The organism is Pseudofrankia coriaricola (genome assembly GCF_032027725.1).
Taxonomy (GTDB): Bacteria; Actinomycetota; Actinomycetes; order Frankiales; family Frankiaceae; genus Pseudofrankia.
The window spans coordinates 1-12,437 of record NZ_JASNFO010000110.1; the positions used below are offsets into that span (position 1 = coordinate 1).

Here is a 12,437-nt window from a genome sequence, read left to right on the forward strand (position 1 = left end):
CTAGTGCAGCTCCGCGTAAATCTTGCTGGCCTGGCTGGTGATCAGCCGATCCAGGCGGTGGGGTCGCCGGCGTAAAGCCCGCAGGCGCAGTTGAGGGCCTGTTCGGGCGTGCCGACGGACTCGCCACTCGGCAGGTAGGAGTCCTCGTAGGCGCCGCGGCTGTCGAGGTAGATCGCGAAGCCCCACTGGTCGGGCTGGCCGGTGTAGCGCAGCCGGCACAGCGGGTAGGGGGCCGCGTCGTCCGCCTCGTCGGCGAAGACGGCGTCGAGGTAGGCGAAGTCGCCGCGGTAGCGGATGGTCAGGTCGCGCAGCTGGGGCCAGCGGGCGGTGTGCTGGGTGCGCAGCCGGTGTTCCAGCACTACCCGGGCCATCTCGGGGATCTTCGCCACGTCCCTATCCTGCCCGCCTTGGCGTGTCGGACCCGCGCGCGGGTCTGCCCGGTTCTTCCCTGTCGTCCTGGAACTGTCCCTTCCAGGATGCGGTGGGTGCTCAGGTGGGCAGCTGGTCCGGCGGTCCGAGGGTGGTCCTCGGCGCCGCGCAGCGTCAACGGTTCAAGAAGCTCGCCGGGACGGTGAGTGCCCCGTTCGACCAGGTCAGACGGGCCCGGATCCTGCTGGACGCGGCCGACGGCCGGTGGGGGCCGGTCGCGCTCGGCCGCCGCCACGGCGTGCACGCGGACACGGTCCGCCGGCTGTGCGCCCGGTTCGCCACCGACGGCGAGGCCGCGCTCGTCGACCGGCCCCGCCCCGGCCGGCCGCGCCGCTACGGCCCGGACGCCCGGCTCGCGGTGCTGGCCGCCGTCACCGAGACCGCCCCACAGGCGGCGTCGCAGTGGTCGCACCGGCTGCTCGCCGAGCATCTCGCCCCCACGGTCGGGATGTCACCGGCGCAGATCGGCCGGGTCCTGGCCGATCTCGACCTCAAGCCGCACCGGGTCCGGGGCTGGCTCAACCGGCCCGCCGTCCCGGACTTCGCCGACCGCGCCGCCGCGGTCTGCGACCTCTACCTGCACCCGCCCGCGGACGGGGTCGTGATCAGCGTCGACGAGAAGACCGCGATCCACGCCCGCTCGCGGCGCCACCCGACCCGCCCGATCCGCCCCGGCTCCCCCGCCAGGCGCGAGTTCGAGTACGTCCGGCACGGCACCGTGTCGCTGGTCGCGGCGATGGACGTCGCCACCGGCGAGGTCCTCGGTGAGATCATCCCCGGGAAGAACAACTCGGCGAACTTCACCTGGTTCCTGACCAGGCTCGACGAGGCGATCGACCCGACACTGAAGATCTACCTGGTGATGGACAACGGGTCGAGCCACACCGCGCACGCGACCCGGCGGTGGCTCGCGGCCCACCCCCGGTTCGTCGTGACCTACACCCCGAAACACGCCAGCTGGCTGAACATGGTCGAGATCTTCTTCTCGACCCTCACCCGCCAGCTCCTGCGGCGCGGCGACTTCACCTCCCGCGACAACCTCGCCAACAAGATCCTCCACTTCATCGAGGTCCACGACCGCACCGCCAAGCCCTACCGCTGGACCTACACCGGCGAACCCCTCAAAGCCGCCTGACAACCCCAGCAAGACTTACGCGGGGCAGCACTAGTGGTGCGACGTAGGGCGGGACGCCGAGTCGGACTCCCAAAGGCCCAGGAGTTGCCGAAGCCGAACAGGAAGCTGAGTCCCATGACCAGCATCATGATCGCGGTCACGCCGGAGGCAGCCGAGTTCCTCGTCCCCTTGCCGAGGCGATCGGCCGGGCTATCATCGGACGCGATCATCGAGCGCCTCCCCGTACCGGGAGCTTAAAATTGCCCTCGATGATGAGCCTGCCGGACGCCGAACCGCTGGTCAGTCCTGCACGGGTCTGGTGCGTACCCCGTTGGGGGCACGCGCAGGGTCAGGCTGGTCACCGCCCTCTTGGCGGCTTCGCCGGAGGTCGCGATGTTGCCCCGGGGCCGAGCCCCGGACCCCACGGCAGCGGGCTTCGGTCCTTGGGCCCCGACCCGTAAACGGGGTTCCGCGGCGCCGCGCAAGAGGCGGGCTGGTCCGATTCCAACTTTCCTGGTGCCTCTGTTTCCGCATGCCGGACACGGGCACCACGCGACGCATGCGGCTACTTCCATCGTCGACCAGATCGACGCCGGGGACCACGACCGCACCTCAGATCCAGAGATCCTCGCTTTCCCGACCGGTGCACCCATCTCTGCCAGTACAGGAGGAAAGTCATCACCAAGCCTGAGGTCCGGCTGGTTCTGCGTTATTAGAAGGGCGGGACAACCTACGGGGTCCAGCGTTTCGCTCATCGGGCGTAGCGCGGCAGGTACGCTGCGTTGACTGGGTTGTCGACCGGTTGCCTAACCGGCCGCTGAGGCGGTCGGGCGTGGAGGTCGAGGGTGGCGCTGCCATCGTTGCCGGAGAAATTCGTGCCGCGGCTGGACCTGCTGGCCAGGGCCCGATCCCTCTTGGTGGCCGATCCCTCCCCCGGCGGCGCTGGGCGCCCGGAGCCGCAGCCAGCGCCAGGCCCCGTGGCCGCGGGCGCCAGTTCGGCGGTGGGCCTGGTGGGAATGGGTGGAGCGGGCAAGTCGACGCTCGCCCGCGCGCTGCTGGTCGATCCGGCCCTTCAGGAATCGTTCCCCGACGGACTGCTGTGGGTGAGCGTCGGCCAGGATCCTGACCTGGCGTCCGGCCTGACCCGAGTGGCCTCGGCGCTCGGTGATCCGGGCCCGATCACGGACGTCGCGGCGGGCCGCGAGCGGCTGCGCCGGCTCCTCACGACCGGCCGCCGGCTCCTGGTCCTCGACGACGTCTGGGATGCCGACGCGCTCCTGGCGTTCGACCTGGGCCTTCCCACGGTCCGGATCCTCGTCACGACGCGCAGCCGCGACGTGCTGCCCGACGATGCTCCGATCGCCGAGGTCGGGACCCTTGACGACGAGCAGGGCCGCGCGGTCCTCGCCAGCTACGCGGGGACTGCCCCTTCGGACCTGTCACCCGAGGCGGACGGCGTGCTGGCCGGATGCGGCGGCTTGGTGCTCGCGCTGGCGGTGGCCGGAGGCATGGTCGCCGACGGTGCCAGCTGGGCCGATGTCGCCGAGCGGCTCAGGCGCGCGGACCTCGCCGCGCTGACCACCAGATTCGCCGGCTACCCCTACCCGGACCTGTTGCGGGCGCTCGACGCGAGTGTCACCGCGCTGCCTACCGGGGAACGGGACCGCTACCGGGAGCTCGCCGTGTTCTCCGGACGCGGCCCCGTCCCGGCGGAGGCGGTCGTCCGCCTGTGGCGCGCCACCGCCGGGTTCAGCGAGGCGGCCGGCAAGGATCTGATCAACCGGCTCGGGCGCCGGTCCCTGGTCCAGCTCGACGCGGGCGCGGTGACGTTGCACGACCTGGCGTTCGATCACGTGCGCACCAGTCTTGGCCCAGGCCAGCTCCAGGAGCTGCACGCCCGGTTCGCCACGGCGTTCCTGATCGACTGGGGTGGCCTGCCCGGCGGTCTCGCCGCGCTGCGCGGACGCGACGCGATCGGCCAGCCCGACCGGTACGCACTGAGCGAGCTCGTCGCTCACCTCGTCGCGGCCGGCCTGGACGACGAGATGCACGCGCTGCTCGCGGCCCAGTGGCCCGGACCCGGTGGCACCGCCGAGAACACATGGTTCGTGCTGCACGAACAGGCCGACCTCCCGGGCGCCTACCTCGCGGACGTACGCACCGCGTGGACGCGGACCGCAACGGCCGCGCCCCAGGACGGGATGCCCGCGGTGGCAGCGGACGCAGCGTACGCGGACGCAGGGTCCGCGGACGGGGAGGCGCCAGACGCGGAGACAGCCCGCCTCCATGTGCTCGCGCTTCGATACGCGCTGGTCTACAGCTCCGTCGTCAGCCGGGCCGGCAACTTGCCAGGCGCGCTGCTGCGACGGCTGATCGAGGCCGGGCGGTGGCCTGTCGACCGGGCGTTGGCGTACGCCCGATCACTCGCCACGGCGACCAGCCGCGCGGCGACGCTGGCCGTGGTCGTGCCCTTCCTGCCGGTGGACCGGCGGGACGCGGTGGTGGATGAGGCATGGGACACGGTGGCGGCCGGCGTCCCCGCCCGGGAGCGGGTCGCGGCCCTCGCGACGATCGGCGACCTCCTCGAGGCCGACCGCTGGTGCGCCCTGGTCACCGAGGCGGTCGACAGCCGCCTGGTCATCACCGACCCGGAGGACCGGGCCGCCGAACTGGCCCGGCTCATGCCGTACCTCCCGCGGGACCAGCGCACCAGCGCCGCCGCCGCCGCCGCGCTGGCCACCCTCACCGCCGTGGGTGACACCTTCCACCGTGCCTTCACCCTCGGAATGCTGGCGCCGCACCTGCCCGCCGAGCACCTGCCGGCCGCGCTGGAGATCGCCCTCGCCATCGATGAGCCATTCCACCAGGCCGGGGTGCTCGCCGAGCTTGCTGATCGCCTCCCGGCGACGCTCTTTCCCGCCGCGTGGGCCGGGCTACCGGACACGCCTCGGTGGAGCCGGCAGGCGCGGGCACTGGTCTCGCTGGCCCGTCACCTGCCAGCGGATGAACGCGCGGCGGTCATCCAGCGGGCCTGGGCGGCGTCGTCCGGTACGGGGGTCATCGCCCGCGAGCAGGTCGGCATCATGGCGGTCCTTGCGCCCCACCTGCCGGCGGCTGACCGGGAAGCGGCTATAGCCGAGGTATGGCGGATCGTGGGTGATCAGCTGACCCACACGGACGACACCGCGCGTGCCTCGGTCATCGTCGCGCTCGCTCCCCATCTGACCGGCGATCTGCTTGCCGAGGCGGTCGAGGTCGCCGCGGCCATCGGATGGGGCCAGTGCCGGGTCGAAGCGCTGACCGCGCTGGCCCCGCATCTGACCGATGCCCTGGCGGACCAGGCCCTCGCGGCCGCCGCGGCCCTCGACCGCCCACACGAGCGGAATCGGACCATCGCCCAGCTGGCCCCGCACGTGCCTGAGCGGCTCCTGCCCCGAGCCTTGGCGATCACCCGGACCGTCGACCCGCCGATGCATGGCGCGGGGGTCCTGACCGAGCTCGCGGCCCACCTGCCCGCCGGCCCGCGCGCGAGGGTGCTGGAGGCGGCACTGGCCGCCGCCGGTTCCGTCGAAACTCCCGCGATGCGAGCGATCGCCCTGTCACGACTGGCGTCCCAGCTTGACCCGGCATCGCTTGAGCGGGCGCTCGCCGCGGCACGGGCGATCGGCGAGCCCGTCGCACGAGTGAAGGCGCTGGCCGGGCTGCTGCCGTACCTTCCGGCCGAGCAGCAGGCCGAGGTGCTGCGCGAAGCATGGGATGTCGGGTACGGCGTCACCAGGTGGCCCGAGCGGGGAACCGTGCTGGCGGCTCTGGCGCCCCACCTGCCCGACGATCTCGTCGCCGTCGCGCTGGAGGCCACGATCGCGGCCGGGGCCGATCTGCAGTTCTCGCCGGTAACCACCCTCGCCGCCCTCGCCGAGCGGCTGGCCGCTCCCGCCCGGCGCGCCGCCCTCCTGCCTCTGCTGTCCCGTCTCGACGTGAATCGGGGCCTCTATCCCCGGACCCTCCTGCTGCTCGCGCTGGCGCCCGCGCTCACCGAGGCGGAGCGCTACGACCGGTTCTCCGCCTTGCTGGACGCCATCGGCGCCGCGTCCGCGCCGATGCGGGTTGTAACCCTTGAGAAGATCGGCGCGAGGCTGCCCGCGGGCCTGTTCGGCCGAGCCGTCGAGCTCGCCGCCAGCACCGACCACCGGCAGGGACCGGCCCAGGCGTTGAAGGGCCTTGCACCATATCTGCCCGACGACCTGGTCCCGGTCGCGCTGACCACGGCGTTGTCGCTCGAACACCCCGGGACGCGGGGCCGCGCGATCGCCGGGCTCGCGCCCCGGCTGCCGGCCGAGCTTGCCCGGCGCGCGTTCGACGCCGCGCTCGCGATCGACACCGGGCCCGGTCGATCGGAGGCCTTGGCCGGCCTCGCTCCTTACCTTCCCGAGGATCTTCTGCTCGCCGCGGCGGAGACCGCCCGCCGGGACTCGTCAACCGCGGCCGCGACGGCAGTGGCGGCGGCGGCACGCGGCCTCCGTTCCGCGGGTTGGGACCGCTTCCGCGCCGCCACCCTCGCGGACTTGGCCCGCTCCAGCCGCGCAGAGGTCATCGAATTTCTCCCGACGATGCTCAGCGCCGCCCCGGCCGGCACCGGCCCGGCAGCCGTAGCCACGGCCACCGTCGACGCCCTGACCGACGTACTGCGCTGGTGGCCATAGCCAGCCTCAGGGCGGGCCTACGCGGGTACCGCCAGCGCTGGGGCGGGGTCTGACCAGCGGTAGGTGGTGTGGAAGAAGCCGCGGACGGGGCGGCCGGAGATGGCCAGGTTGTGGCTGATGGGGACGGGGCCGGCGGGGTTGGCGGTGTCGAAGGAGAGGACGACGTCGTCGGCGCGGTCCAGTGGGGTGTTCGGGTCGTAGACGCGCAGGGTGACCGCGGTTCCGGACTGCTCGTAGGCATAGGCCAGGACCTGGTGGTTGAAGCCCAGCTTCACCGGGTCGGCGGAATGCACGGTAATGATCCCGAGGGCGGAAAGGCGGCCGGAGTCCAGGTCGAGGCGGACCTTCGGCCACTCGTCGACGACCGTGATGCGGCCGATGCCCGCGCGTCGGCCAAGCGCCCAGACGACGTCCGCGTCGGCCGTTCGCTGCAGACGGTAATAGGTCAGCGCGCCGCGGGGGAGGTCCCAGCTCGCGAGCAGACGGCGGACGATGTATTTGTACAGCGGTGATGCCGGGAGTGGCGGCGTGACGTCCGTCGGCGGCTCCCTGCCCGCCTCGAACAGATCGCGCACCGCGAATATCATGCCGCCGCACAGGCCACGGCTCGCGTCGCCGATCGGGATGCCTCGGCCCACGCCGGGCACTCGCACGGTGATGACGGGCTGGTGCGGGAAGCGGTTGGTGAAACGAAACGCGGACTCGCTGGGCAGGAAACCCTTTGCCTCGCCTGTTGCCGTCGCCATCGCGATCGCATCGGCCATGCCGCCCCCGCCCTGCCGTTGCCGGACCGGCGGCCCATTCCGGTCATCAGGTGTCCGGCGAGGCACCAGACCCCGCCCGTCCCCCTCACGGTGAACCGATCGCCCGCGTGCGCGCAAGGGGGTCCAGTGGAAGCCGGAGCGCGGTGGGTGGCGCGTGCGGCGGGCGGCCTCAGCTCCAGATGTCGCAGTGATGGGCCGACCAGGTGCCGGCGGCTGGGGCGGTCTTGCCGGGGGTGAGCAGCAGGCGGTCGTCGCCGGAACGGACCGCTGGGACGTCGAAACGTGGCCAGGCCACCGCCGAGCCGGTGGCCGCGCCGGCGCCGTTCGGATTCCCGGTCGCCGCGAAACGGGTCCAGTAACCGATCATCGTCTTCGACAGCGCGTGCTGCTTCGGCGTGGTCAGCTTGCTGTTGAGGCCGGGCAGCAGGAAGTCGAGGTCCGCGCCGTGGGTCGCGCCGGCGCCGAATTCGGGACTCGCGGCCGGCCGCTCCGGGACGTCGAACTCGTACAAGTACGTCGGCACTCGCGCGATCGCGGCGGTGAGCTGCGCGAAGGTGGTCGTCTGGCACGTGAACATCAAGTCGGTGATGATCCGCGACAGGCGCTCACGGGCGGGCACCTTGCCGGGTGGGTAGGCGGCGAGCACCCGCTCGGCACGGTCGGGGAACTGAGCGCGGACGATGCCGTCCACTCCGAAGTCGGTGATCGGCCCCTGGTTGGCCCAGTAGGTCGTGAACGGCCGCCCTTCGTCGTGGACCGTGCCCATCAGCATGGGGACGTTCGCCAGTTTCCCATTCCATAACGCCTGGGACGGGGTGAGTGGCAGCGTCTTGCCACCGACGGCGGGTGAAAACGGGAACGGATTGAAAATCGAGACGTCAACAGCCGACGACGCCATGATCTCGGTCGCCGGACGGAAACGCAGGCAGAACGCGGCCGTCGCCGCGTCGACACAGCCGAGCCGGTTTGCCAGGGCAGTGCCGGTCTGCGATGCGGCCGCCATGGTCGGGAGCTTCCAGCCGCACGGCCCGCTCTCCATGATGGCGCGCTGGAACAGTCCGTTCGCGGCAGGAGCGGCCAGAAGCGCGCAGACATTGATCGACCCCGCCGACTCTCCCATGATCGTCACGTTCTTCGGGTCGCCGCCGAACGCGGCCGCATTGTTTCGGACCCAGCGCAGTGAGGCGGTCAGATCCTGAGTGGCGTAGTTGCCGGCGTCCCCGCCGCTCTCCTGAGCCAGCGAGGGCAGGACGAGATACCCAAGCGCTCCGAGGCGGTAGTTCGTGGTGACGACAATCGCCGGGCCACCCGTGGTGAGCGCGGTCGGGTCGGCCTGCTCGCCGGTCCCGCCGACGAACGCGCCACCATGAATCCAGAAGATCACGGGCAGGTGGCCGTCCGTCGGTGCTCCCGCCGGCCGGGAGACCGTCAGGTACAGGCAGTCCTCACTGGACAGCATGCTCAGCGTGCCGGTCTGCGCGCAGGCCGGTGCGCCGCGGCTCCCGTCGCGAATTCCCTGCCATGGCTTCGGCGGCGCCGGCGCGGCCCAGCGCAGCATCCCGACGGGCGGCGCGGCGAACGGAATCGCGTGGTACCGATCCACCTCACCAGCGCGGACACCACTCACCAGGCCGCCGGCGGTGGCGACGACGGGTGGCTGTCCTTTCGGGTCCGCGCCGAACGTCGGCGCGGCTCCGACCGAGGATGAGGATGCCGACGGCGATGACCGGCCAGCCGCGTCGGGGCCACCGCCGCCACCGGGCAGGCAGGCGCTCGTCCCGGCGGCGACCACAGCCAGCGTCACCACGGTGGCGACGGTGTTGGCAAACCATCCGTTCCGGCGCCCGCGGGGTGGAGCCCGGCGTGCGCGCCGGCTGGTCCGGTCCACGGGCGCGAGTCGCGCGTGCGAGGAACGCGAGGAAGCGGCGACCCGCCGCCAGGCCATCACGACGGCCGGCGTCAGCCGACGCCGGCCGGCAAGGATGCCGGCGACTTGGATGCGCGCACCATCGGCCCCACTCCCTGACCAGGCGGTTTGTCCACCGCGCTCACGGCTCATCCCCGCCATCCGATGGCGTGCGGGACCCGCGGTGCCGCGTGGCGCGAAGGCAGATCTCGGCCTTTGACAGTAGTAGGAGGCGGTTGGCGTTCGCCGGGGACGTCCGGCTATGGCCGCGGGGGCTCGCTGTGGACGGCCGGGCCGTGGCCGCCCGGAGTTCATCAGGTGTTCGTATCCAACGGGCGCCAACCTGCTGGCGGGGTGACCACGCCGCGACCGCGACCACGACGGGAATCTGGTGGGAGGGCGACCCGGCGGCGCCGGCCGGCCATCTCACTGTTGATGTGGCCAGCCAGCATCACACCTCGAAGCGATGAGGCGATACGGGCACCGCACACGGAGCACCTGGATCACGGAGCCGGTACGTTTGCCGCTCGCCAGTCGCCTACCGGTCATTTCCACCGGCTGGCCATCACGTCGGACTAGCCTCGCTCCAAGTCGCCGTCCGTGCGGAAACCGCCGGCTGGCCGGATTCACATCGCAACCGCCTGGGCCTGGTCACGGGCCCCGTTTCCAGGAGTGCAGCTATGGGTCTGTTCTACCGGGGCTGGAGCTCGTTCGGCCCGTTCAAGTTCAGCGGTGACGGTACCGGCGTCAAGCAGGTCAGATTCACGCTCGGCCGCATCGACTGGTGCCTCTGGGCGAAGGACGGCTGGGGTCGTGACTCCAGGATCGACCTGCCCGGCGCGATCGACTACCGCAACAGCAACTAACCCGCGACAGCTCGCAGAAATATCGGGTGACGTTGGCCGGCCGGATTCACGCCGGGCCACGACCGTAACCGTGACGCGCGTGCAACGGCGACGCGGCGGCAACGGTGACGCGGCGGCAACCGCGAGGGCGGTTGCGCCGGCGGCCGCATTCCCGAGGTGCGTGCGGCGGGCCGCGCCGCTGTCAGGACGACGAGCGGTGCGATCGGCCGGCGCGGAGACGGCGCCACCCGGACGCACCCGGCCCGATGCCGCGGATGTGCACGGGATCGCCCGAGGCCGCTGGCGTGGCCACGGCCGGCGGTTCGGCGCCTGGATCGGCGACGTGAGACCCGGCGTGTGGGCCGTCGTTGTCCGCGGCGGACAGCTGCCGCGGCACCGTGGGCTCGGACGCGAGCGGGCGCCGTTCGATGAGCAGCATCGCGAGGTCGTCGCGCAGGTGCCCGCCCGCATGCCGGGTGACGCGTTCGGTCAGCCGGTCGAGCGACTCCTCAAGCGTGCCATCGAGCAGCACGTCGAGATGGTCCTGGAGTGGGAAGAACTCGCCGCCTGGCGAGCGGGCCTCGATCAGCCCGTCGGTGAAGAGCAGCAGTCGGTCCCCAACGGCCCAGTGCCCGGCCGTCGGCGTGAACCGTTCGGCGAGCCCGAGTGGGGGGCTCGGCGACTTCAACCGCACCTCTTCGCCGGCCCTCTCCTTCTTGCCGCCCATCACCTCGGCTCCGTCGGGGGGCCTCCTGGACAGATGCATCGGCGGGTGGTGACCGGCCGAGCAGAGGCTGAGCCGCCCGTCGGGATGAATGTCAAGCAGCAGAGCGGTGACGAAGTCCTCCGCGTCCGCCTGCCGGTTGACGGCCTGGGCGCAGGCCGCTGCCACCTGCTCCGGCTCAAGCCAGGTCACCGCTGCCTCACGGAAGGCGCCGAGGACGACCGAGGCGAGCCGCACCGCCGGCAGGCCTTTACCGCGGACATCTCCGATGATCACGCGAATGGTGTGCTTGGTGGCGACGACCTCGTACAGGTCTCCACCGATGGAGGCCTCCTCGGCCGCCGACAGGTAGCGGGCCGCCAAGGCGGCGCCTTCGATCGTGGTGGGTACCTCTGGCAGCAGCGCGCGCTGGGCGACGTCGGCCACCGCCCGCACTTGGCGCAGCTCGGACTCACGGTGGCGTAGTTCCGACTCCCGCAGGCTCCTGTGCACCGCGATCCAGACGGCCACGGCGGACTGCGCGACGACGAGCCCGACCGCGGCCAGGTGCTGGGACTGGCCGAGCCGGTGGTCCCAGATCCCGGAGAGGACGGCCATGACCACCGCCAGACCGCCGATCGCGGCGGTACGCCGTGGTCCGCGGGCTCCGGAGACGAGCAACGCAGACAGTCCGAAGTACCCGGCGAGGGTAACGTTCGCGAGCAGACCGATGCCTACGGCGCATGCGAGCACGGCGAGCCCGAGCATCAGCGCACGGTCCGGCTTCCAGGGCATGAGGCATTCTCGCCGTCCGGTCACCCGCCCGTCGCAGGTACCACCGGATTCGCCCCGTCGATCTGCGTAACGGCGCGATCGAGACATTCGCGGAACGCCTGACGTGCGCGTGTCAGCACCTGGCGTAAGGCCGACGGCCGACCGTTTCCCCGCTGATCCCTGGACCTTGGTCGTGCGGCTCGTGGATCAGCGGGGAAACTGGGGTCTAGTCGCGAGCGGCGCGACGACGGCGCAGCCAGACGGCGGCGGCGACGGCGGCCAGGGCGGCGCCGGTGCGCCGGGCGGCCACCGGGTGGTGACGTGCCTGCTGGCTGACCGTGCGGACGGTCTTACCGCTGGTCGCGACCGTGCGCTCGGCGCTCGCGGCGATCCACGGGTGCTCGCCGGCCTGCTGGCGCATGTTCTCGACGGCCCGGTCGCGCGCCGCGACGGTCCGCTCAGCCGCGGCGGCCAACCGAGGGTTCTGCGCCGCCTTCTCCTTGGCGGTCGCGACCGCCGGGGCGACCTTCTCCTTCGCCGTGGTGACGGCCGGGGTGACCTTCTCCTTCGCCGTGGTGACGGCCGGGGTGACCTTCTCCTTCGCGGTCGTGACAGCGGGGGTGACCTTCTCCTTCGCCGTCGTGACGACCGGGGCGACCTTGTCGCGCACGGTGGTCACGGCCGGGGTGACCGCGGGGACGACCTTGTCACGCACGGTTGTCACCGCTGGCGCGACGCGGTCCCTGGCGCCGGCCAGCACGCTGGCCGCGGTGTCATGGTGCCCGTTGGGATGTTCGTCGTGGTGCTCGTTCGGGCTGGCCTCGGCGGTGGCGGCCGCGGACTCGGTCCCTCCGCGTTGGGGGTCTGTGGGTTCGGTGACGCCGCCGACCTTCTGGATCTCTTCATCCGATCTAGAAGGGACCCCAAACTGGGTCCCGGCGTGGTCAGACGAACTGTTCTGTTCGGTCACCCTAGATCCTCCTTGATCCTTGATGCCACGCCCCCGCCACAACCTCGCGGACTATGCGAGACGGATCGCGACCGGCAAGTACACATTCGGTGGGTTACCCATGGTGCTACGGAGATAGTCCGCTGTTGTTCGTGAGATCGACACCCTTCTGGCGGTGAGACGACAGGAGGAGCGCCCCGCCAAGGCCCGCGGTCTCGCTCTTAGCGGGCCGCGGTGGGCGTGTCACAGC

8 protein-coding genes are annotated in these 12,437 nt (G+C 71.8%); 3 read left to right on the forward strand and 5 right to left on the reverse strand.

Annotated features, from left to right (window positions below; translation table 11 throughout):
- Positions 1-41: 41 nt before the first annotated feature.
- On the reverse strand, positions 42-389 hold the full coding sequence (locus QOZ89_RS41000; RefSeq protein ID WP_071049086.1) for a hypothetical protein: 348 nt from the start codon (positions 387-389) through the stop codon (positions 42-44).
- A 104-nt stretch (positions 390-493) separates the two neighbouring features.
- Here QOZ89_RS41000 and QOZ89_RS41005 point away from each other — a divergent pair, with 104 nt between their 5' ends.
- Entirely contained in the window at positions 494-1,564 is a 1,071-nt protein-coding gene (locus QOZ89_RS41005; protein WP_241841751.1) for an IS630 family transposase, read from the forward strand.
- 989 nt (positions 1,565-2,553) lie between these two features.
- Positions 2,554-6,246, forward strand: coding sequence for an NB-ARC domain-containing protein (locus QOZ89_RS41010; RefSeq protein WP_131804026.1), 3,693 nt, complete (start codon positions 2,554-2,556; stop codon positions 6,244-6,246).
- Positions 6,247-6,263: 17 nt separating this feature from the next.
- Here QOZ89_RS41010 and QOZ89_RS41015 read toward each other — a convergent pair whose 3' ends face one another.
- Entirely contained in the window at positions 6,264-7,010 is a 747-nt protein-coding gene (locus tag QOZ89_RS41015) for a hypothetical protein (RefSeq protein ID WP_071049506.1), read from the reverse strand.
- Between the two features lie 169 nt (positions 7,011-7,179).
- The gene (locus QOZ89_RS41020; RefSeq protein WP_071049510.1) at positions 7,180-8,817 is read right to left on the reverse strand and encodes a carboxylesterase/lipase family protein; all 1,638 of its coding nucleotides are present in this window, start codon (positions 8,815-8,817) and stop codon (positions 7,180-7,182) included.
- Between the two features lie 779 nt (positions 8,818-9,596).
- Here QOZ89_RS41020 and QOZ89_RS41025 point away from each other — a divergent pair.
- Positions 9,597-9,782: a hypothetical protein gene (locus QOZ89_RS41025; protein WP_071049504.1), complete on the forward strand. Its 186-nt coding sequence runs from the start codon at positions 9,597-9,599 to the stop codon at positions 9,780-9,782.
- A 181-nt stretch (positions 9,783-9,963) separates the two neighbouring features.
- Here QOZ89_RS41025 and QOZ89_RS41030 read toward each other — a convergent pair whose 3' ends face one another.
- Positions 9,964-11,259 carry a PP2C family protein-serine/threonine phosphatase gene (locus QOZ89_RS41030; protein ID WP_071049502.1) on the reverse strand — a complete coding sequence of 432 codons (1,296 nt, stop codon included), beginning with the start codon at positions 11,257-11,259 and terminating at the stop codon, positions 9,964-9,966.
- 205 nt (positions 11,260-11,464) lie between these two features.
- The gene (locus tag QOZ89_RS41035) at positions 11,465-12,208 is read right to left on the reverse strand and encodes a hypothetical protein (protein WP_071049501.1); all 744 of its coding nucleotides are present in this window, start codon (positions 12,206-12,208) and stop codon (positions 11,465-11,467) included.
- Between the last annotated feature and the right edge of the window lie 229 nt (positions 12,209-12,437).